We start from the raw sequence: 22541 nt of genomic DNA, 5'->3' as shown, positions 1-22541 counted from the left end.
TTATGCCTTATATCACATTAGATCAAGCCAGCCTGGCTTACGGACACCATCCCTTACTAGACCATGCCGACTTCCAACTGGATGCCGGTGAACGCGTCGGCCTGATTGGCCGTAATGGCGCTGGAAAATCCAGCCTGCTCAAAGTCATCGCCAGTGAAAGCAAGCTTGATGACGGGACTTTCTGGCGGGCGCCCAATGCCCGCATTGCCTATGTACCGCAAGAACCTCAGCTTGAGCCCGAACATACCGTATTTGAAGCCGTCGCCGAAGGCCTGGGCGATTTGCGGCAGATACTGGTCGATTACCATAGTGTCTCGCACCAGATGGGAGAGCCTGACGCAGACATCGAAGCCCTCATGGACCGCATGCAGGAACTGCAACACCAACTTGATGTACGTGATGGCTGGCAATCCCAGGCCAAGGTCGATGCTGCACTCAGTCGCCTGGAATTGAACGCCGATGCCTTGATCAGCACACTGTCTGGTGGCTGGCGCAAACGCGTAGCATTGGCGCGTGCGCTGGTGGCAGAGCCGGAAGTACTGTTGCTGGATGAACCTACCAACCACCTGGACTTTGCTGCTATCGAATGGCTGGAAAACCTGCTACTGGATTTCAAAGGCAGCGTGCTGTTTATCACGCATGACCGACGCTTCCTCGACCGGCTGGCAACACGCATCGTCGAACTGGATCGCGGTCACCTCACCGACTTTATCGGTAACTACGTCAACTATGTGGTGAAGAAGGAAGAACTACTGGCAGTGGAAGCCACCCATGCCGCCAAGTTTGACAAGGTGCTGGCGCAGGAAGAAGCCTGGATACGTCAAGGCATCAAGGCACGCCGTACACGTAACGAAGGCCGGGTACGCCAGCTGGAGAAATTGCGACTGGAACGTGCCGCCCGGCGCGAGCGTCAGGGCAATGTCAAACTCACGCTGGATAGCGGCGAGCGCTCAGGCAAGCTGGTTGCCGAACTGGAAAACGTAAAGAAAGCCTATGGCGAACGCGTACTCATCAATGGTTTCAGCACGCGCATCTTGCGTGGTGATCGCATTGGCCTGCTTGGCCCCAATGGCATAGGCAAGACTACCCTGCTCAAATTGGTACTGGGTGAGCTGGAAGCCGACACTGGCACCATACAACGTGGCACCAATCTCAACGTGGCCTATTTTGACCAGATGCGCGAGCAACTGGATGAAGAAGCATCCCTGGCAGACACTATCAGCCCCGGCTCCGAGTTTGTGCAGATTGGCAATGAGCGCAAACATGTGATCAGCTACCTGGAAGACTTCCTGTTTCCGCCTCAACGCTCACGATCCCCGGTCAAATCGCTTTCAGGCGGCGAGCGCAATCGCTTGCTGCTGGCACGCCTGTTTGCCCGCCCTTCGAATGTGCTGGTGCTGGATGAACCTACCAACGATCTGGACATCGATACACTGGAGCTGCTGGAAAGCCTGTTGCAGGAGTTTGAAGGCACCCTGTTCCTGGTCAGCCATGATAGAGCATTCCTGGAAAACACCGTGACGCAGGTCATTGCTTTTGAAGGCAACGGTGTCCTGAGTGAGTTCAGCGGCGGCTATGATGACTGGTATCGATTCACGCAGGCACAGGCAGGCGCTAAGAATCTGGAGAGGCAGGATAAAGGTAAACAGGATAAATCAGCAAAATCAGGCACTGCTTCAACACAAGCTGCCAATACCGCCCCTGCGAAAAAAGTAGCCAGCAAGCTCAACTTCAAGGAAACTCGAGAGTTGGAAGGCCTGCCAGCGCACATTGAAACCTTGGAGGCGGAACAAGCCTCCATCAGCATTGCGCTGGCCAGCCCTGATATATATAAAGAAAATCCGGACCAGGCACGTACCCTGCAGCAACGACTCAACGACATTGAGCAGGAGCTCAATGCTACATTGTCTCGCTGGGAAGAGCTGGCCAGCCGCGATTAACCTACAGTAGCAATGGTGCAGCCCTTGCCATGACATTTGGCAAACAGATATTGAAAGGAGGGTTATATTGGATTCGTTGTGGAATTCATACACGGCCAATATCAGTTATGCCATCAGTCAGCTTTGTATTGCCATCATCATGGGTGGGCTGTACTTTCTGGCACCATCTGAACGCAGCACCCGTTATTGGGCAATTGCAGGCTTACTCAGCATCCTCGGCTCATCACTGACTGCGCTGAGAGTCTCTCAATTTGGCTATTTACCCCTGATCACCGGCTCCACGATCATGATTGCTGCCATGACAGCAAAATGGTGGGGCACCCAGGCTTTTTTTGGCAAAGCACCCAACCGTATCGGCTGGTATCTGATTCTGGGATTCTTTATAGTCTTCAGCATGCTCATTATGAGCAGCAACTCCCAAGCCTATAGAACCCTGCTGTTCTCCGTCTTGCTCGCCGTCCTGATGTTGCTCAACGTCTATGAAGTACTGATTGCCCGCAAGCTCAAACTTTCTTTTGCCAATAGCCTGGTAGTGATTGCCTTTACCCTGGGCAGTGCAGATTTCATCATGCGTGGCTTCATGGCCCTGGAAGGGAAAATAGACTTAAGCCCGCAAAGTCATGATCCCATCAACGTATTTGGTCTTTACCTAATTCCTATGTGGTGCAATCTGCTGGGCTCGCTCGGCTTGTTACTGATGTATTTTGAATCGATTATCCGGGCCAAAGAGCACCTGGCAACCCATGATGAGTTAACCAAACTCTACAACCGTCGCGCCCTGGTGACGCTCGGTCAGCGCGAAGTGGATATCGCGCATCGATATCAGAAAGCCATCAGCGTATTTATGCTGGATATTGACCACTTCAAGCAAATTAACGATACCTATGGGCATGAAGCTGGTGATGTCGTCCTGCGCAATATCGCGCAAGTCATCAGCGCCGCCTGCCGCAATACCGATATTGTAGGTCGTTATGGCGGTGAAGAGTTCTGCATTATCTGTCCCAATACAGGCTTGGCTGAAGCCAGTGCATTGGGAGAGCGTCTGCTGGAAGCCACCCGTGCACTGCATCATGCTGAATGTGACCAGAGACAGATTACCAGTAGTCTCGGTCTATATTCATGGGACCCGCAGACAGACCTGGGCACTGGCTGGGAGACTATGCTAAGAAGGGCAGACACTGCACTCTATGCAGCAAAAGCCAACGGGCGCAATCGCATGTTGAAATATCAAACTGAAGACGACAATCCTCAAGTCAATAAAATTAGCTTATCAAATTAATTTAAACAATCAATTTTATTTATTCACCTCACCCCATTACACTGCAATCTCACTATTTAACCACCCAAGGAGATTGCAATGTCCACCCCGATTGTCAACAGCGAAGTTAAGCCATTCAAAGCCACAGCATTCCACAACGGTGAGTTCGTCACCGTGACCGAAGCAGACCTGAAAGGCAAATGGTCCGCGGTTGTGTTCTACCCTGCCGATTTCACTTTCGTGTGCCCTACGGAACTAGGTGATGTCGCTGATCACTATGAAGAGCTGCAAAAACTCGGCGTTGAAGTGTATTCAGTATCTACCGATACGCACTTCACCCATAAAGCCTGGCATGACACTTCAGACACCATCAAGAAGATCAAGTATCCAATGATTGGTGACCCAACTGGCGTCATTTCCCGCAACTTCAATGTGTACATTGAAGAAGAAGGCCTGGCACTGCGCGGCACATTCATCATTGATCCAGAAGGCAAGATCAAGGCTGCAGAAGTGAATGATCTTGGTATTGGCCGCTCAGCCAAGGATCTGTTGCGCAAGGTGCAAGCTGCCCAGTATGTAGCGACCCATGACGGCGAAGTTTGCCCTGCTTCATGGCAGCCTGGTGAGGCTACCTTGGCACCATCACTGGACTTGATCGGCAAGATCTAAAGCCAGCTAGCCCGGGCAACTCAATCTCCCTGCCTTGCCCGGGCCATTTTTACTCAGCGTTAAAGAAAAGAGAACACATCATGTTGGATGCCAATATCAAAACCCAATTAAAAGCATATCTGGATAAGGTGACACAGCCGATCGAGATCGTGGCTTCAGTAGACAGCGGCGACAAATCGCGAGAAGTGCTGTCACTGCTGGACGATCTCAAGGGCCTGTCTCCCCTCATCTCTGTGCAACAACGTGATGATGACGACCAACGCAAGCCTTCGTTTGCTCTCAACAGCCCTGGCAAAAACATCGGCATACGATTTGCTGGCATCCCCATGGGTCACGAGTTCACTTCACTAGTGCTTGCCTTATTGCAAGTTGGCGGCCATCCGCCCAAGGCCGAGGCTGAAGTGATCGAACAGATTCGTGGCATAGAGGGTGAATTCAATTTTGAAACGTACATCTCATTAAGCTGCCATAACTGCCCCGAGGTAGTTCAGGCTTTGAATCTGATGTCCGCCATCAACCCTAACATTCGTCATACCATGATAGACGGCTCCCTGTTCCAGGATGAAGTCAACGAGCGGCGTATCATGGCAGTGCCCACCATTTTCCTCAATGGCCAGGAATTCGGTCATGGCCGCATGGGTGTGAAAGAAATCCTCAACAAGATTGATACTGGTGCCATCGCCAAAGAAGCACAAAAACTATCAGAAAAAGCCCCCTACGATGTACTTATCGTGGGTGGTGGGCCCGCTGGCGCTTCAGCTGCCATTTACTCTGCGCGTAAAGGCATACGCACCGGCTTGGTCGCAGATCGATTTGGCGGACAGGTCATGGACACCATGGCGATAGAAAACTTCATCTCAGTCAAGGAAACTGATGGCCCCAAGCTGGCAGCCTCACTGGAAGAGCACGTCAAGAGCTACGATGTTGACATCATGAACCTGCAACGTGCTGCATCCCTGATGCCTGCAGCCAGTCATGACGGGCTCATGGAAGTCCGTCTGGAAAGTGGGGCTGTGCTCAGATCCAAGTCTGTCATCGTCTCTACAGGAGCACGCTGGAGGAAAATCAATGTGCCAGGCGAACAGGAATATCGTGGACGGGGCGTGGCTTACTGCCCTCACTGCGATGGGCCATTGTTCAAGGGCAAGAGTGTAGCCGTCATAGGCGGTGGGAACTCTGGCGTGGAAGCAGCCATTGATCTGGCAGGTATTGTGAAGGACGTCACCTTACTTGAGTTTAATGGTGAATTGCGTGCTGATGCCGTCTTGCAGAAAAAACTGTTCAGCCTGCCTAACGTGACCGTGATCACTGGCGCACAAACCAGTGAAATCAATGGTGATGGGGAAAAGGTCAACGGTATCACCTATACCAATCGCCAGACGGGTGAATCTCACCGGGTAGATCTGGCTGCGGTATTCATCCAGATCGGTCTGGTACCCAACACCGACTGGATCAAGGATACCGTTGCCTTGAGCAAGTTCGGCGAAATAGAAGTCGATGCCAAGGGACAAACCTCGGTACCCGGCGTATTTGCGGCAGGCGATGTGACCACCGTACCATTCAAGCAAATCATCATCGCCATGGGCGAAGGTTCAAAGGCAGCCTTGGGCGCATTTGAACACCTGATTCGCTCCTGAGCCAATAACGGTGCTGTTTAACATGGCCAAAAACCGTTCGAAACAGTACCGTTAAGTCTGCTTAAAAGGTAGAATAGCGGCTGGCTGTCCTCGTGGTGAAACGGATATCACCGGCCCCTCCTAAGGGTCAGTTTCAGGTTCGAGTCCTGACGGGGACACCACAATCTAAAGCAGCGCCTCCAACCCCGTGATATCTTAACGACTACGGGGTTTGTTGTTTCTACTCATCAATTCCCGCCAAACGACATTCAAACTTGAGCGACTATGGCTATGGTCGCCATACGATTGTTGTTAAGACCGCAGATATCTATCTTACAGTGGGAAAAGCCAATGAAACATTCGTTTATATTCATACTTCTCACAATATCCAGCCTGGCTCATGCTGAAAGTTCCAATGAATCCAAGCAACAAACCCGAGAACGGCAGCAGGTTGAAAGCATCCGCCAATATGACCGTAGCGGTCACCGTGAACCCTTGAATACTTATCAGGATCGCCCCATGGACTTAGCTCCACGCCCTATCAATAATGACAGGGATGAAAACCTAAACCAGTCCAAGCCTTATGACAAAAAATACGATTGGCAACAACGCTAATACGTCATAACGACAAAAATCTGAATACTAATATCCCAATACCCAAGGTAAGTAACAGAAAAAACACACTTGGCAGGATAATGAGCGAGCAATCCTTACTCTGCCAGTGGGTAAGTATCCACTGAGATATCGCCACTCTGCTTAATGCAACTCCAAGGAACTATTCCTGGCAAGGAGTATCGGAATTATAGATAACCTTAATGTAGACATTGAGCACTTCATCATAAAAGGATTGTATCTATGACCGATGTACCACATCAAAAATCTCCATTACTGCCTGATCGTTTGCTATACGGTGTTCCACATGAATATCCCATAGGGCATATTTTTGCCATTTCGCCTCAACTGCCTTCGCTGAAAAGTGAAAAAACATTGGTGAACTTTGTGCTTCCCCCCTGGAGCCAGAAATCAGACTGGAACAAGGAAAGGCAAGCTCGATTCGTGGAGAATATTTTCCTTGGGATCCCTATCGGCTACTACGTCCTGCATGCTCTGCAGTGGCGAACCAGTGGGGTGAAACCGATGTCAGGCTGGTTACTGGATGGAATGAACCGAATTACGGCAATTCGCGATTTTACAGAAAATAAATTCACTATCTTTAATGGGGTGCATCACGATGATTTGGATGAGCTCACGAGGGAGCGACGCTTTTACAATCAGCGTTTCCCGTGTTTTGAGCTTCAGTATACAAATGACCTGCAGCAGCTACGTTCGATTCACGATCACTTGAATTATGGAAAACTTGAGCAGGACTCAACAAAGCGTATTAAAAAAGAGACTGAGCTGGTGAAGGCAAAGGTGCAGTAGCCGACAGAAAATTATGACACAAGGTGGGATAGCTGATTAGCCAAACGACTTATTGTCCGAGTATAAGCGGGCCAGGGGGAAAGGGTTGAAGCCCTGTTTGAACTAATCAGCGGAGAGATATTAGCTTTGTTTCTCAAGCCCCACTATAGGGAAATGTCTGACATTGCAAACCTATTCAATTGTACCTGAACCACTCCCCTGGCTGTTAGCAGCCTCATTAATGGTGCTATGAACATTACCCTTAATATCTTTAGGATCATCCTTTGAGACATCTTTTGAGATAGTGTTAATAAAGAAAATATACTGATGGTAACTAAGATGATTTGCTTGGTAATCGCCCGAATTCCAGGAGGTGGGCTTAATGATTTGGGTAAAATGATATTAACCACCATGCCTTTTGATGCGCCTGTGCATTTGGCGATCGTACATAAGCACCTTACACATATCTTTCCTGAAAACGACTTTCGAATAATCTGTGCTCCTGCCAATAATAAGGATCTAATTGCAGGTCGGACATTAGTTCAATACAGTATTTGGAAGAAACTCTCCGTTGAAGATGTTTACCCAAAATTAGTATTTCATACCCAGCCGGCTCAGCCTACACATGGTGATCATGCGCATGAATTGGAGTCTCGCCTACAGCAATATTTTAGTGCAGACCAATATATGATCATTAAGTCTATTGACGGTATCAATACTGATATTGCTCGGCAGCCAGAATCGGGTAACCATCACAATCTGGATTAACAGCATATTGGAGTCATTGCCTATAGCAACACCCTGTAATAATCATGAGGGGTGAACCATTATTTTCATGAGGTACTTCTCAGTTTTTTTCCTGTTGTTCTATCACCCCCCCACCATTCATTATCCAAGTCTTACATTACGTAAACTGATGTAAAGAAACCCTTTGATTAAAGAGGGAAATAAATATTTATTTTTGGAGAAGAAAGCGATGAGGAAAATTTTCGTCACCACATGTTTATTGATGGCAGCCATGAATGCCAATGCAGCTGACCTGATTGACCGCATGACTGCAGATAAAATGCAGTCATTTCGTGCGGAACAACTGAAATGGAAAGATGAACCTATACTGCCCAAGGGGGCTAAAAGCGCATTATTGCTTGGTGATCCCTCAAAACCCGGTGTATTTATAGTCTGGCTCAAATTCCCACCCAACTACCCTATCCCTGCGCATACACACCCCTTTACTGAAGTCATTACAGTGTTGAAGGGTAAATTGGGCAATGGTATGGGGAAAACGCTGGATAAGAATAATGGTGAAATACTGAAGGTAGGAGAAAGTTTTGTTTTGCCCGCAGGCCACTCACATTATGTGTGGACGAATGAAGAAGAAACCATTGTTGAGCTGATAGCGACTGGCCCATGGGACATTAGCTATACCAATCCGGCTGATGATCCGCGTAAAAAGAAATAAACAATATATACAGATCAACGCACTGTTTTGAAATACAGTACCGCGTATAAGAATGGCCTGCAAAACTGCAGGCCATTCCTCATTATGCTTATATATATTACATAGAGAAATCGCCAACACTACGTAATTCAGATTATTCCTACAAAAAAATCAGATAGCACTGACTCTTAACAATCATTTACAAATATAGAGTTCTCGTACCGAGAAAGCACACCTCGGCCTATATGCAGTTTCCTCCAACTATCTGCTAGGAATCTTTATGAATAACGCTAAAAGTATTTTTACGGCCTCAGCCCTTACATTGTCTCTCGGTTTCATTGCTCTGCCTGCCCATGCGGTCAGCCTGGTAGCGCTCAACAGCAACAATCAGATCGGCATTTTCGATAGCGCAAGTGCGTTGATCGACACTTCAGCTTTCAATACCATTTCTGGCGCGGCGGCTGGGGAGTCTTTTATTGGCATTGATCTGCGTCCTTCGGATAATCAGATATATGGCATTACAGCCACCAATAAGATTTTCACGATTGATGCCGTCACAGGTTCAAGCACGTTCGTAGCCAATCTATCGAGCAATATCGTATCCACGTCTAAGGGATATGGCATCGATTTCAACCCTGTTGCTGATAGAACCCCCAATGCATCCTTGCGTTTAGTCAGCAGTACAGGCGATAACTACGCTATTAATGTCACCACAGGGGCTGTTACCACCGCCACCTCCATTTCAGCAGGCTTCTCTGCTGTTGCCTATACCAACTCAGATCCAAGCGTGAGTGACGCGCCAGCAAGTACCGGCCTTTACTATCTGAACAGTGCTGACAATACGCTATCCTTTGCTGCCACAGGGTTCAATAACCCCACGCTCACCAACATTGGCTCCCTTGGTGTAGATGCGTTAAGTGCTAACGGTTTTGAATTGTTAAACAGCGGTTCTGCCTATGCAGCGATCAATTACGATGATGGTCTCTTGAAGACTGGCCTGTTCTCCATTGACTTGAACACGGGTCTTGCCACCGAATCAGCCCGATTCATCGGCACCATCAATGGCCTCACCCTGGCAGCAGTGGCGGCAGTACCAGAACCAGGCACCTATGCCATGATTCTGGCTGGCCTGGGACTGATTGGGTTTCAAGCGCGTCGCAAGCGTAAGGCGTAATATCTAGTTGCCTGAAGAGAACCCGCTCCAGCGGGTTTTTTATCGCCTGAATAAATATTCTCGCTTTGTAATATTGTCCTATTGTTTTGCCATATCCAATGCCATTAAATAATGTCTGATGTTCTCCAAGTGGCTCCCTTGATGTTGCATTTTTGTTCTCTCTTGAGAACCAAAGCGCCCTCTCCCTCCCCGGTATGGCGCTTTTTTTTGCCTTTATTCAGCAAGTATCTAGGGACTAGTTTCGGCCTATGCCGATGCAAGCACGCCAGTCACATGGCACCATTATGATGCGGCTGATTACATCACGACCACACACATCATGCGTCACATATTGCTTCTACTTGGCCTTGTATTTCCACTGGCGTCCTATGCAAACTCATCATTCAATATTCAAGAGATAGCCTGTTCCGGGAATCTGTCTTCTTCAAATGATGATGGAGTGTCTTTTTTATGCGCGGGCAATTTATCCCTGAATGACGGCAGCATCTTGTCTAGCAAAAACGTGACCATACAAGCTGACGGGGATTTACATCTTGATGACCTGGATATTCATGCTTTCGCTATCACCCTGACGGCGAACAGTATCTTCATGGGCGCGAACTTTAGTGCTCGTGTATCAGAGATTTGGACGGGAGTTAACAACGTATTCCCGGATGCACGTAGCGTATTACTAACTCCAGGCGGTATTTCATTATCGACGGGCGGAGAATTGGGTGTAAATACACCTATATATACCCTTAACTCATACACACAGACCTCTCAGCCCTACCCATATAGCGGCGCTGGCGGCTCTCTACTACTTTATAGCGAGGATATTGTCCTGACCAATGCGGGGGGCTCTCTGGGGGCATCCAACTTCACTCTAGAGTCGTCAATCTCGCCTGTTCCAGAGCCCAACAGTGCTGCGATAATTCTTTGTGGCCTTATTGCACTAGGCTTCACTGGCATGAGGCGCAAGCCCAACGTGGTCATGAACTAAGCTCACGCTTGAGGATTTACCATCCTCCTGACCTGACATACCAACGTGGCAATAGTTTGAGCCGTGCTGTCGTGACTTAGTGGCTGAAATTGTTTACTACCTGTCTTCTTACTCAATAACTTGCCACTAGCGTCATACCAAGAAGTTCTCACGGTACGATAAGTCTGTTCTCTGCAATCAAACTCCAGTGCCGTCTGGCTGACAGTTGCCTGCTTAATTTCAGCTTTTATCTTGCTGTTGCTTACTGGATATGTCACTACCTTCGAAAGTATGGATGAATATGCATCCCGCTCGTCATAGGAATCAAGATCAACCAGCAATTCTGATTCATGGGTTTTCACCAGCGACTCCCATTCAACAGCATGGGCAGACAGCGAAAAGATAAAACAAACAAAAGACAGAATGACCGACTTCATGAGCACTTCCCTGATGGTTTCGATCATTGTGTCGTAAAGTCGTTATGCAGGATATTCGGCAAATGACGCATATCTGCGATATAGAAAATAAAAAAGCGAGCACAAGGCTCGCTTTTTTATTTTGGCGGAGTGGACGGGACTCGAACCCGCGACCCCCGGCGTGACAGGCCGGTATTCTAACCAACTGAACTACCACTCCTAAACTATGCGCATGTGATGCAACACCTGCGACTTTTTCCACTCAGGCGGATGGTGGGTGCTGACGGGGTCGAACCGCCGACATTCGCCTTGTAAGGGCGACGCTCTACCAACTGAGCTAAGCACCCTGCCTGACTGAGGAGCGGGATTCTACAGTAATTTTTAGTTTTGAAAAGAGGGTAATCAGCAATTTTTTCATAAAGATGAAATTGTCTGCGAGGGAGCAAATACAAGCGTGGCAGGCAAGGTATACTTATGGCATTACATTTCAATCACTTGCTGTAGTGCTTGTACAAAACAGGGTAATTTTTCCTGTTAATAATTCCTGGAGAAATCATGATCAAAATTATTGCAGCGCTCATCATTATGGGACTGGCTTTGGTAGCTTTCCGCTTTGCCAATGCCGCTTCTACCCCCAAAGCAGGCTCCGCAGCCCCAACATTTACACTGCCTGATGCAAAAAAACAGAATCACAGCCTGTCAGATTATTCAGGCCAGTGGCTGGTATTGTATTTCTACCCCAAAGATGACACCCCTGGCTGCACCAAAGAAGCATGCAGCTTCCGGGACGATTTATTCCAATTGGAAAAACTGGGCGCCAAAGTCGTGGGCATCAGTGTTGATGACTCTGACTCGCATGCCAAATTCGCCGAAAAGTACAGCCTGCCCTTCCCTCTTCTCTCAGATGCTGACGGTAAAGTGGCTGACAGCTATGGCGCCCTCACCAACCTGGGCATTATCAAGATCGCCAAACGTTATACATTCCTGGTTGACCCAAAGGGTAATATCGCCAAAACCTATCTCAGCGTAGATACCTCGCGGCACTCACAGGAAATCATTGACGACCTGAAGAAGCTGAAACAATAAACAGATCAGGCTAATAAAAAAAGCCGGGCATCCCGGCTTTTTTTATTCCAACGATAAATACTGCGCTTTAAACTGCAGCCTTCTCGTCAAAATGGCGATTAACCTCGCTCAGATCAAAATCACCCCACACCTTGATTGTTTTCTCAAATTCAGGTGCCGTCATGTCGCCCACTTGAGCATCCACCACTACTTGATCGCGTATAGCGAGCACGGCCGGAATCTGCTTCACATTAAAGTAATTGCTGATTTCTGGGTCTTCATCAATATTGACCAGGCCAAATACAATATTGGCATGCTGCTCCGACACAGACTGGAATGTCTCGCCAAACGACATACATGGCTCACACCATGGTGCCCAGAAATCCACGATGACAAATGGATTGTTCTCAATCGTCTGCTTAAAATTGTTTTTATCAAGCTGTAAAACCGCCATCATTGCTCCTCATTAAATAGTATTTGCAACTTCAGTCTAACGGCTGCGCCAACACACAACAATGTCAAAGTCTCCCGAAATCGTCAGGGTGTCTCTACCGACCAAGGCTTTATAATCCTTCGTCATATGGATGAAGCAAACGGTAAAGATGATGTAAAACTCTGCCTTCACCCTAAAAATCCTGAATTAAAACCCGTTATTACTATGATTTATTGGTGCTAGCTGCAAAAAACTATTAACTAACTTACAATCCAGTGTTAAAGTCTTTCTTTAAGTAACTCGAAGAAGTATTCGAATCAACACCATACAGCAGTCCATAACGACTCTAAAATAATTAAATAAGCTTGTAAGATCAGGCCGGCAAAACCATAAGAAAATTGGCCAATCATGATGACTGTAATTAGCAATGATGAAATTTCTATGGGGAATGCTTGATAATGCGTAGTGCAGGTGCTCAGATTGTTTTAAATAATGCCACGATCAGTGCATTACCTTCTGTTCCACAGATTCTGACCAAACTTCTTGAAACCCTACAAGATGAAAACTCTGGCCTAGAACAACTCGCACATTTAATTGAGATGGACGCTGTCATCAGCGCACGGGTGCTGGAAGTAGCTAACTCTGCAGCCTATCGCAGAGAACAGAAATCTATTTTATCCATCCGCACTGGCATCATGATTCTAGGGTGGGACATGGTGAAGATGCTGACACTCAGCATCATTTGCCAGCGCATGTTCAATGACTATCACGAACAGAGCAATCACGACCTTGAGCATTACTGGTATCACTCCCTACGCTGTGCGGTAATTGCCAAAGCCCTAGCCAATCGAATCAACTTCGCCGCAGTAGACGAAGTCTACATCGCAGGTTTGTTACACAATATTGGTCGCCTAGGCTTGCTCAGCGGCTTTAAAAATAAATACCCCGCTTTTTTTGCGATTGATGACTCCCTACCTGGCTATATCGAAAGTGAGACCTCTCACTTCGGGATTGACCATTGCGAGCTAGGTGCATGGATTATCCGGAACTGGAATATCAAGTCGTTTCTTGAGGATGCGGTTTCTTACCACCACTTGCCAGCCGCGCAAATCGAGCACACCCCGCCACTGGTCAAAATTGTTTACCTAGCCAACCTCTTATTGACAGAGCGTACCAAGGAAAGACAATCAGCTTTAATTCTGGCAAAGAAATGGTTTGACCTGGACACCACTGTCATCAATGAAATCATGAGTATTGGCCTGGCACAGGTACACATTCTTGCCAACTCGCTCGGCATTGAGGTCGGCACGGCTCACACCACCACTCAGGATTTGGACAATATCGCCCCGGACATCGAGGCATTGGTACAAGCGTTAAGTAAAAATTTTAGTCCGATTACAGCAAAACCTGATTCTGGCAAGAACAAGCTGGTGCAAGGCGCCCTCAATACCGCGCTAGTCAACCACATGGAAGCCACTTGTAATCAGAAAACTGACTTGGATGATTTGTTTGAGTTATTACCCAAGCTGTCCAAGTTGGTGTGTAATGCCAGACAAGTCATGCTGTTTTTGCCCGATGACAATCAGGAAGCATTGTTAGGATCCCCCATGTCAGCCGAACAGGAATGGATGAAAGATTTCCGTTTCCCGCTCAAACCGGCCATCAGCATTATCACGGCCTCCTGGCTCAAAAAACTGCCATGCCACAGCTTTCAGGCATTTGATGGCTTCAAGGCATCACTGCCTGACCAGCAATTAATTCGCTTGAGTGGTAGCGAAGGCATCTTGTGTATTCCAATGTCCCACCAGGGCACATTGAATGGCGTCATGGTATTTGCATTGAATCAATCCGAATTCCTGCTCACCCATCAACAGCTGGCCATTCCATCCGCCTTGGCCCGTATTGCTGCCATGAGGCTTGCAGCCAATACGGAGCCTTCAAATGCAGCACTTGAAAATGCGGCACACCAGGAACGCCTTAAGCGCTTTGTGCATGAAACCAGTAGCCCGCTGACCACCATCAAGAACTATCTGGCGATTCTGGAGCAGAAAATGTTGTTGAATGGCCTGCCTAACCGCGACATCAGTATCGTCAATGAAGAAATTGATCGCGTTGGCACAATGATTGGCGATCTCTACTCAAAAAACCAGGATCATGCGGCATCCAGTGTGGATATTAACCAGTTAATCAGTGATCTGATTACCCTGCACAAGCAAACCTACCTGCAACCTGCCGGTATCAAAATTCAGCAAAACCTGGCACCCAACCTGCCCCTCATCACCACCATTCCGTATCAAGTCCGGCAAGTCCTGGTAAACCTGATACGCAATGCTGCAGAAGCTATGAGTGAGGGTGGCACATTGACGTTTGCCACCTACCTGGAGAATCAAGCAGGAGCGCCACCCGTCATACTGATTCAAATCAGCGATACCGGGTCTGGTATCCCAGAAGATGTATTGAGCCAATTATTCAGCCCCATCGCTACCACCAAAGGTGGCGATCACAGCGGCGTTGGACTGACCATTAGCTATGACATCATTCAAGGTCTTTGCGGCAGTATCGCCTGTCGCACCTCCAGCGCTGGCACCAGCTTTGATGTAAGACTACCGCTACAAGCCAGCACACAAGCAACATCATCCATTCACTAAGGCAACTCGCCCATGGCTCAACAAACGTCTACATCCCTTTCGCATAGCACGGATAAGGTCATGTCCAAGCCAAGCTTGCTGATTGTTGATGACAATGCACGGTTGGCAGAAAGCCTGCAGTATCTGCTGGAACTAAATGGATACACCGCTGAGGTCTGTAGTTCAGGCAAAGATGCGCTGCAATTGATCACCGATATCAGGTTTGACCTGATGTTGCTGGATCTTTCGATGCCTGGCATGAATGGGTTTGACGTACTGACAGAACTGGCAACACATAATCGCCGCATTCCGGTCATTGTCATCAGTGGCACCAAGACCCTGAATGCTGCCATCGAAGCCATGCGATTAGGTGCTTATGACTTTGTACGCAAGCCTTACCAGCCTGAAGAGCTGCTGCGTACCATTGAAAATGCCATTGAAAAATCCAGTCTGGAAACACAAAACCGCAGTATCAATGCGCGGCTGGAAGAGTCGGAAAACCTCTATCGTTACCTGGTCAACAGCTCACCGGACATTATCTACACCCTGGATGACAATGGCTGCTTTACCTTTATCAATACGCGTATTGAAACCCTGCTTGGCTACAAGCGAGAAGCACTCATCGGTAAACACTATACCGAGCTTATCTACACCGATGATTTTGACCGTGCGCGCTATGCCTTCAACGAGCGCCGGACGGGCAATCGAGCCGCCAGCAATATCGAGCTACGCTTGAAGTGTAAAGACCGGGATACTGAAGTTCGTCATTTTGAAATCAATTTCATCACAGTGGTGCTGAATGCCACCGGCATCTACAGTGATAACCCTGAGTTTGGTACGCCATTCAGTGGAACCTACGGTGTCGCTCGCGATATCAGTGACCGCAAGAAAGTGGAAGAAGCCATCACCCACCAGGCTTACCACGATACCCTGACTGGCCTGCCCAACCGCGCATTGTTCAAGGACAGACTGAACGTAGCGCTACATCATGCCAAGCGTAACAAACAAAACCTGGGCATTATGTTTCTTGATCTGGACCGCTTCAAATGGGTCAATGACACGCTGGGGCATTTATATGGCGACGAACTGCTCAAGCATGTTGCTCACCGTTTGGCAGGCTGCCTGCGCGCGCAGGACACCCTGGCGCGCATGGGGGGCGATGAATTCACATTGCTGCTGCATGACCTGCCACAAGCCGATGATGCCAGCCGGGTGGCGGCAAAAATCGTGGAGGAATTGAAACGCCCGTTCCTACTGGATGATAGAGAAATATTTATCTCATCCAGTATTGGGATTGCCATTTATCCAGATCATGGCGACTCCATGGAAACCCTAATCAAAAGTGCAGATATCGCCATGTACCATGTGAAGTGGCGTGGCAAGAATGGCTTCCAATACTACGAAGCCAGCATGAATGCGATGTTCCATAAGAAACTATCCATGGAAAACGAACTCAGGCGAGCTATTGAGAAAAAACAAATCATTCTTCACTATCAGCCACAAATCAATATAGAAACCCACCGAATCGTGGGCCTGGAAGCATTAGCCCGCTGGCACCATCCTGAACTAGGCGTGATCTCGCCCACAGAATTTATCCCTCTGGCTGAAGAAACCGGACTGATTTCCCCGCTAAGCGAGATGTTACTGGAGGAAGCCTGCAAGCAAATGTATGAGTGGAAACAAAATGGCCTGATAGGATTTAGCCTTGCCATCAATATTTCCCCCCAGCTGGTTGAAGAAGAACATTTCGTCACCAACACCATTGCACGGATTGAAGCCCATCAACTCAGCCCGGATAATTTCGAGATCGAAATCACCGAAAACCTGCTGGTACGCGATATTGAAAATGCCATTACCAAGCTCAAGACCCTAGGCAATCACGGCATTAAAATTGCCCTGGATGACTTTGGCACCTGCTACTCATCGCTTTCCTACCTCAGACAATTCCCTATCCACAACATTAAAATCGATAAATCCTTTGTCGGCGATATCAACACCATCAACGAAAGCGTTCCCATCATTACCGCCATTGCCGGCATTGCAAAAGGATTCGGCCTGGACATGATCGCAGAAGGTGTTGAAACGATTCAACAAATGAAAACCCTGCAAAATATGGGATGCCACAAAATGCAAGGTTACCTCTTCAGCAAGCCTCTCCCCGCTGAAGAGATCACCAAAATACTCAGAGACCAAAAACTACTGTTCAAACACACCAAGCATTTGAACGAATTATTACCCTTATGATGAACTGGTGCTGTTTTTCTGCAATGGCATACTGATCAAACTTACTACCAGCGCTAGTCCGACTGCGACAAACCTCAGCGTAACCACACAGGAAAAGGTATAATTCTCAGCTCGACGTGAAAATTGCGGATTAAGAAACCAAATCCACAATGACAAGTCGTAGTAATAGCTTTACACCTCAGGGGCCGACTAGGTTTCGACGTGGGTTGCAAAGCAGCGCAGGGCATACCGAGGCCTAGTCACCTCGTAAATAAACTAGAAAAAGTATAGTCGCAAACGACGAAACTTACGCTCTAGCCGCTTAATCCCGGCTGGACGCTGCACCGAAGGGCCTCTCGGTCGGGTGGGGAAACCCACAGCAGCGTCATTAAGAGAGGATCGTGTTGTATTGGGTTACTTAGTACGACATTAAATCCAAGGTAACTCGCCTGCTGTTTGCTTGCTCGTTGGTGAGCATCAGGTTAAATTAAACAACACAGCTAAGTATGTAGAACTGTCTGTAGAGTGCTTGCGGACGGGGGTTCGATTCCCCCCGGCTCCACCAAATACCTGTTCAACGCAATTCAGAGCAGTACAACAAACCCCGGTAAATCCCAGTGATCCCGGGGTTTTTTGTTTATTGCTGTCCAATCCCATCTATTGACACACAGCGTTTATCAGGGGTAACTTTAGGGGTAACAGCACTTACCCCACTTACCGGTTACCCCAAATGGCTCTCACAGACGTATCAATCCGCAATGCTAAGCCTAGAGATAATGCCTATAAGCTTTACGATGAGGGCGGGTTGTTCATTCAAGTTACCCCATCTGGGGGTAAGTGGTGGCGATTCAAATACCGCTTCGATGCCAAAGAAAAGCTACTTTCACTTGGCACTTATCCCGAAGTCTCACTATCTGATGCCCGCGGCCGCCGTGATGATGCTAGGAAGCTATTAGCACAAGATCCAGCAATAGACCCCAGCGCAAACCGTAAAGCCCAAAAGAGCTCAAGGTCTGAGAGTTCAGCCAATAGCTTTGAAGTTATCACGCGCGAATGGTTGGGCACTCATATGAGCGATAAGTCTACCTCTCACCAGGACCGCACGTTAAGGCGCCTGGAGGTGCATCTATTCCCATGGATTGGTAAGCAGCCAATCTCAGATATAACTGCGCCCGCAATCCTTGAATGCCTGAAACGCGTTCAAAACCAGAACAAACTCGAGACTGCTCACAGAACCCTTCAGGCTGCCGGCCAAGTATTCAGGTTTGCAGTTCAGACTGGCAGAGCTGTGAGAGACGTAACCGCAGACTTGCGGGGTGCTCTTCCCTCCCCTCAAATCAAGCACATGGCTTCGATAACCGATCCTAAAGAAGTATCTGAGCTATTACGTGCTGTTGATGGCTTTACAGGCACATTAACTGTCCAGACAGCCCTTCGCCTGGCTCCGCTTCTTTTCGTGCGTCCTGGTGAGCTGCGTACAGCACGTTGGGCAGATATTGATCTAGAAGCTGGTGAATGGCGTTACCGGGTAAGCAAAACTAAGACAGATCATCTTGTGCCACTCTCTCACCAGGCCATTGCTCTGCTGAAAGATATTCAGCCGCTATCAGGCCATGGTGAGTTTGTGTTCATGGGTGGACATGATCCCAAGAAGCCAATGAGCGAGGCTGCAATTAATGCCGCATTGAAGCGCATGGGCTATGACACTCAAACACAGATTACAGGGCATGGCTTCCGTGCCATGGCGCGCACTCTATTACATGAACGCCTGAATATCGACCCGCATATCATTGAACACCAGCTAGCGCATAAGGTGCCGGATGCTTTGGGGAATGCATATAACCGCACCCGTTTCATTGAGCAGCGGAAGCAGATGATGCAGGAATGGGCAGATTATCTGGATGAACTGAAAGCTGGAGCGAAGGTGATACCTTTGAAAACAGCTTAAGAAGTAAGACCGTCACTCATGCGGATCATGAGTAAAGCGGGAAGACTGGTTACTCTTGGCGGGGCTACCAGCATTCCCTAACCACAATGCAATACTTTAGAGGAGTATCACGCCATGGCTGATGCCAATTTTACATCATCTCAACTTTCCCACATTGGCAATAACGTTAATATTAAATTGGGGCGAGCTTTATTTAGTAACCCGCAACGCGATAAGCATAGTGCTGTAATGACTTCAAATGTTCAAGATGTCTTCGCTGGAATAAAAGTCCAGGATCTTGTGAGAGTCGACTTTACTGTAAATAAAATTTATGGCGACGGCCTATATGTTATTACGCTTGATGACAATTGGATTGGGTATAGGCGCTTTCAATATTCCCCAAAACTTAAAATCGTAAGTGATGGCACTAGCTATCTAGTAACAGATGAGTTGATGAAGTCTATCAAGATAGTAGGCCTTGTATTAGATATTTACAGGTCAACTAGAGAGGAATAGATATGACTAAAATGAACTCTAAATTATTACCGGAAATTAATGTCACTCTTGGCCAAGATGGGCAAATTGCTACGATGGCACTACCGGATAACTTCACTTTGGGACCGAATGTGTACGCATTGGGATTTGAATCAAAGAAAGATGTGTCGGAAATCAAGTCAGGTGACTTAATTTTTATTGACCCAGACCAGACTCCAATCAAAGATGACTATGTTGTGATTTATGCGAAAGGCATGATAACTCCTGCTGTAGAGCAATTGGCATTAGCCTTTATGCAAGGGAGTGTTGGGGAAAACACACATCCTAAAAGTAATGTAACAGCAGTCGTATCTTTGAAGCGTCCGAATGGAATGGTACATGCGGTGGACTGCCATAAATTAGATAAGATTCATAAGATTATTGCTCGATCGCACCTAACCACCAGAAAAATCTAGTTCAAACCAACCGCCTTCGGGCGGTTTTTTTTATTTCCCATAACTCTTAACCTTGCTTAGGCTGATCGCAAGGAAAAACTAACTCGGTGAGAGTTTTCATAATGACACACCGCATGGAAAAATTTTCCATGCTAAATAATTCATACCCATCTAGCGCCGCATAGGGCAGTGCTAATAAATCCAATCACAAGGATTCGAATATGGGAATGAATCAAGCCGTGCAACAGTTCTACCGTCTGCCACAACTAAAAGTCTTGTTAGGTGTTTCTGGCTCAACCATCTGGAGTTGGACTAAACAAGGCCTTTTCCCCAAGCCTATAAAGCTTTCAACCAACGTGACCGCATGGAAAGCCTCTGATGTTGATGCATGGGCACAAGCCCGGATTGAAGCTAGCCAAAGCCAGGAGGTAGCCTAATTATGAACGGTGAACCAACGCAGCATCTTCATAACCTGTTTCAGCTAGAAACCATAATGGGACTTCAAGGCTCGGTAATTTTGAGTTTGTGCAACCGCGGCCTCCTCCCCAAACCAATCCGGCTACCAGATGGTGATATTGCATGGAAAGTCTCAGATATGAACTCCTCCGCCGAGGCATGGGCGGACATTGTTGCAAAAATCAACAAAAGCAACGGAGAGGACTAACCGTGAACGTGAATAAGAAAAAAGGCCACCCGAAAGTAGCCCAAAACCATACTTACCAGCATACCAATAACTCAGCTATTTCACAACGCGCTAGACTGGTTGAAGCGCTACAAGAACATGGCTCAATCACGACAATAGAAGCCCGTCGTGACTTGGATATCATGATGCCGGCCACAAGGATATTTGAACTGCGTGAGCAAGGCTTTAAGATTGATACAGTCTGGACTAACGGCGCCACAGACCAAGGCAAGCAGCACCGCGTAGCCCGTTATGTATGGAGGGCTGCAACATGAACCCACAGTCCTCAATCCAGATCCAGTCTAAATCCGAGCCACGCATTGATAGCCGTTTGATTGCAGATATCCTCGGTTCACAGCATGAAAGCCTGGCAAAGCTTATCAAGGCATATAAGCCAGACTTTGAGCAGCTAGGAATAATCCGATTTCAAATCGGAGAAATCAAAGGGCGTGGACAACCAGAACGCTATGCCATGCTTAACGAAGATCAAACCTATCTGTTACTCTCCTACAGCCGCAATACCGCCAAGGTGCGCGCACTAAAGGTGAAGCTGGTGCAGGCATTCCGCGACGCCCGTAAAGCCTTGGAAAATCACCAGACCGAGTATCTGCCTGGGTATCACGCGATGCACGACGAACTGACCAACCTGGATGCCCACGGCCGCCATATCCACATGAATTTCAATAAGCTGGTGAACAAGGCTGTAGGAATTGGCGCGGGTGAACGCCACTCCTTGCCGTTCCCACACAAAAGCATGCTGGTGGCAGCACAATTCATCGCGGCTAGTGCGGCTCATGGCGCCAGCAATAGCAAGGAAGCATATCAAAGGGCCAAGGACGCATTGCAGGCATTAATTCCACCAGCAATCGAGCTTGCCCAGGAGAGCCTGTCATGACAGTAGCGAATTGGATGGACTGATCAATGGCCTCCAGTCACATATTCCGGCTGGGACGTATCAAGGGCAAGAATGGCATAGAGGAAGCACTTAAGCATAATCGCAGAGAGATTCAACATGACCGTGGCGCTGGTGGACATATCGCTCCAGAAAGAATCAAGCTCAATTACTCTTTGCATGGCGCTGGAAATGCACGGGAAATCGCTGTACGGGCAAAAGTGGCAATGCTTGAGGCAGGGATTGAAACTCCGCGTAAAAATGGCGTGATGGGCGTGGAAATCCTCTTTAGCCTCCCTATTGATCGCCACCAGCAGGACTCTAGACCATTCTTCGAGGATTGCTTGTCCTGGGTGCAGCGCAATATGCAGGGTGAGCTGCTAGCTTTCGATATCCACTTGGATGAGGCTGCCCCACATGCTCATGCCGTTATCTTGCCGCTGGTGGGTGGGCGTATGCAGGGGCGTGACTTGATCGGCAATACAGGCAACATGAACCGCTTGAGAAATCTGTTTTATAGCGAAGTGGCCAAGCGATATGGCTTAAGCCAGGGAAGCGCCAAGCTGGGCGAGAAAGACAAAGCTGTGCTAGCCAGGCAAGTAATAGAGGCACTTAGCAATGATCCAATGAGGTATTCAGCCTTATGGTCATTTGTCCGAGATGCAATACACGCTGACCCTACACCCTATGCTCAGCACTTAGGATTAACCCACCAGCCCAGCAAGCGTCAGAGAAAATCTTTCGTGCAAATTATGACCTCTGTAGGGCATGGGAAAACACAAAACGCTATATAGCGAATTAAGGACAAAAAACACAATTCGCTATCCTGTGTATAGCGTTTCCAATGTCGTATGTTGGTAAATAAGTGATTTCAGCAGTAATACAAGCATTAA

General features: G+C 47.9%; 23 protein-coding genes, 3 tRNA genes and 1 other RNA gene. 23 read left to right on the top strand and 4 right to left on the bottom strand.

What is annotated here, in order from left to right:
• The first annotated feature begins 2 nt into the window (after positions 1 to 2).
• The 11 genes from LG201_RS02305 (at position 3) to LG201_RS02255 (ending at position 10475) form a co-directional block, all read left to right on the top strand.
• On the top strand, positions 3 to 1940 hold the full coding sequence (locus tag LG201_RS02305; protein WP_404809707.1) for an ATP-binding cassette domain-containing protein: 1938 nt from the start codon (positions 3 to 5) through the stop codon (positions 1938 to 1940).
• 67 nt (positions 1941 to 2007) lie between these two features.
• Positions 2008 to 3219: a GGDEF domain-containing protein gene (locus LG201_RS02300; RefSeq protein ID WP_226770560.1), complete on the top strand. Its 1212-nt coding sequence runs from the start codon at positions 2008 to 2010 to the stop codon at positions 3217 to 3219.
• Positions 3220 to 3297: 78 nt separating this feature from the next.
• Positions 3298 to 3867, top strand: a complete 570-nt coding sequence (ahpC, locus tag LG201_RS02295; protein WP_226770559.1) for an alkyl hydroperoxide reductase subunit C — start codon at positions 3298 to 3300, stop codon at positions 3865 to 3867.
• Positions 3868 to 3947: 80 nt separating this feature from the next.
• Positions 3948 to 5504 (top strand): alkyl hydroperoxide reductase subunit F, encoded by a 1557-nt coding sequence (ahpF, locus tag LG201_RS02290; RefSeq protein ID WP_226770558.1) that lies wholly within the window; start codon positions 3948 to 3950, stop codon positions 5502 to 5504.
• Between the two features lie 86 nt (positions 5505 to 5590).
• Positions 5591 to 5665 (top strand) — tRNA-Arg (locus tag LG201_RS02285).
• A gap of 169 nt (positions 5666 to 5834) precedes the next feature.
• Entirely contained in the window at positions 5835 to 6098 is a 264-nt protein-coding gene (locus tag LG201_RS02280; RefSeq protein WP_226770557.1) for a hypothetical protein, read from the top strand.
• Between the two features lie 240 nt (positions 6099 to 6338).
• Positions 6339 to 6905, top strand: a complete 567-nt coding sequence (locus LG201_RS02275) for a DUF262 domain-containing protein (protein WP_226770556.1) — start codon at positions 6339 to 6341, stop codon at positions 6903 to 6905.
• Positions 6906 to 7211: 306 nt separating this feature from the next.
• Positions 7212 to 7652 carry a hypothetical protein gene (locus LG201_RS02270; protein ID WP_226770555.1) on the top strand — a complete coding sequence of 147 codons (441 nt, stop codon included), beginning with the start codon at positions 7212 to 7214 and terminating at the stop codon, positions 7650 to 7652.
• A gap of 163 nt (positions 7653 to 7815) precedes the next feature.
• Entirely contained in the window at positions 7816 to 8343 is a 528-nt protein-coding gene (locus LG201_RS02265) for a cupin domain-containing protein (RefSeq protein WP_226770554.1), read from the top strand.
• A 259-nt stretch (positions 8344 to 8602) separates the two neighbouring features.
• Entirely contained in the window at positions 8603 to 9496 is an 894-nt protein-coding gene (locus LG201_RS02260; protein ID WP_226770553.1) for a DUF4394 domain-containing protein, read from the top strand.
• Between the two features lie 487 nt (positions 9497 to 9983).
• Complete coding sequence (locus LG201_RS02255; RefSeq protein WP_226770552.1) at positions 9984 to 10475, top strand: hypothetical protein; 492 nt, start codon at positions 9984 to 9986, stop codon at positions 10473 to 10475.
• A 2-nt stretch (positions 10476 to 10477) separates the two neighbouring features.
• On the opposite strand, the gene LG201_RS02250 is transcribed toward LG201_RS02255, so the two are convergent.
• The 3 genes from LG201_RS02250 to LG201_RS02240 form a co-directional block, all read right to left on the bottom strand.
• Positions 10478 to 10891, bottom strand: coding sequence for a surface-adhesin E family protein (locus LG201_RS02250; RefSeq protein WP_226770551.1), 414 nt, complete (start codon positions 10889 to 10891; stop codon positions 10478 to 10480).
• Between the two features lie 122 nt (positions 10892 to 11013).
• Positions 11014 to 11090 (bottom strand) — tRNA-Asp (locus tag LG201_RS02245).
• A gap of 51 nt (positions 11091 to 11141) precedes the next feature.
• Positions 11142 to 11217: transfer RNA gene (locus LG201_RS02240), tRNA-Val, on the bottom strand.
• Positions 11218 to 11425: 208 nt separating this feature from the next.
• Here LG201_RS02240 and LG201_RS02235 point away from each other — a divergent pair.
• Positions 11426 to 11956: a peroxiredoxin gene (locus LG201_RS02235; RefSeq protein ID WP_226770550.1), complete on the top strand. Its 531-nt coding sequence runs from the start codon at positions 11426 to 11428 to the stop codon at positions 11954 to 11956.
• A 67-nt stretch (positions 11957 to 12023) separates the two neighbouring features.
• Here LG201_RS02235 and LG201_RS02230 read toward each other — a convergent pair whose 3' ends face one another.
• Positions 12024 to 12392 carry a thioredoxin family protein gene (locus LG201_RS02230; protein ID WP_319006032.1) on the bottom strand — a complete coding sequence of 123 codons (369 nt, stop codon included), beginning with the start codon at positions 12390 to 12392 and terminating at the stop codon, positions 12024 to 12026.
• A gap of 434 nt (positions 12393 to 12826) precedes the next feature.
• Between LG201_RS02230 and LG201_RS02225 the strand changes: the two genes are divergently transcribed.
• The 11 genes from LG201_RS02225 (at position 12827) to LG201_RS02175 (ending at position 22442) form a co-directional block, all read left to right on the top strand.
• Positions 12827 to 15016, top strand: coding sequence for an HDOD domain-containing protein (locus LG201_RS02225; protein WP_226770549.1), 2190 nt, complete (start codon positions 12827 to 12829; stop codon positions 15014 to 15016).
• A gap of 12 nt (positions 15017 to 15028) precedes the next feature.
• On the top strand, positions 15029 to 17239 hold the full coding sequence (locus LG201_RS02220) for an EAL domain-containing response regulator (RefSeq protein WP_226770548.1): 2211 nt from the start codon (positions 15029 to 15031) through the stop codon (positions 17237 to 17239).
• Between the two features lie 181 nt (positions 17240 to 17420).
• Positions 17421 to 17783: a transfer-messenger RNA gene (gene ssrA, locus LG201_RS02215) on the top strand.
• Positions 17784 to 17948: 165 nt separating this feature from the next.
• Positions 17949 to 19166 carry a tyrosine-type recombinase/integrase gene (locus tag LG201_RS02210; protein WP_226770547.1) on the top strand — a complete coding sequence of 406 codons (1218 nt, stop codon included), beginning with the start codon at positions 17949 to 17951 and terminating at the stop codon, positions 19164 to 19166.
• Positions 19167 to 19280: 114 nt separating this feature from the next.
• Entirely contained in the window at positions 19281 to 19661 is a 381-nt protein-coding gene (locus LG201_RS02205; RefSeq protein ID WP_226770546.1) for a hypothetical protein, read from the top strand.
• A 2-nt stretch (positions 19662 to 19663) separates the two neighbouring features.
• Positions 19664 to 20095, top strand: a complete 432-nt coding sequence (locus LG201_RS02200; protein ID WP_226770545.1) for a S24/S26 family peptidase — start codon at positions 19664 to 19666, stop codon at positions 20093 to 20095.
• A gap of 200 nt (positions 20096 to 20295) precedes the next feature.
• Entirely contained in the window at positions 20296 to 20511 is a 216-nt protein-coding gene (locus LG201_RS02195; RefSeq protein ID WP_226770544.1) for a helix-turn-helix transcriptional regulator, read from the top strand.
• Positions 20512 to 20513: 2 nt separating this feature from the next.
• Complete coding sequence (locus LG201_RS02190; protein ID WP_226770543.1) at positions 20514 to 20738, top strand: hypothetical protein; 225 nt, start codon at positions 20514 to 20516, stop codon at positions 20736 to 20738.
• Positions 20739 to 20740: 2 nt separating this feature from the next.
• The gene (locus LG201_RS02185) at positions 20741 to 21031 is read left to right on the top strand and encodes a helix-turn-helix domain-containing protein (RefSeq protein WP_226770542.1); all 291 of its coding nucleotides are present in this window, start codon (positions 20741 to 20743) and stop codon (positions 21029 to 21031) included.
• On the top strand, positions 21028 to 21651 hold the full coding sequence (locus LG201_RS02180; protein WP_226770541.1) for a Rha family transcriptional regulator: 624 nt from the start codon (positions 21028 to 21030) through the stop codon (positions 21649 to 21651). The genes LG201_RS02185 and LG201_RS02180 overlap by 4 nt, the downstream gene beginning before the upstream one ends.
• 26 nt (positions 21652 to 21677) lie before the next feature.
• Positions 21678 to 22442, top strand: coding sequence for a plasmid recombination protein (locus tag LG201_RS02175; RefSeq protein ID WP_226770540.1), 765 nt, complete (start codon positions 21678 to 21680; stop codon positions 22440 to 22442).
• The last annotated feature ends 99 nt before the right edge of the window (positions 22443 to 22541 follow it).

Origin of the sequence: Methylobacillus gramineus (assembly GCF_020532675.1) — a bacterium.
In the GTDB taxonomy this organism is placed as follows: Bacteria; Pseudomonadota; Gammaproteobacteria; order Burkholderiales; family Methylophilaceae; genus Methylobacillus; species Methylobacillus gramineus.
The sequence above is the reverse complement of the archived record's forward strand: the minus strand, read 5'-3'. Positions and strand labels throughout refer to the sequence as shown.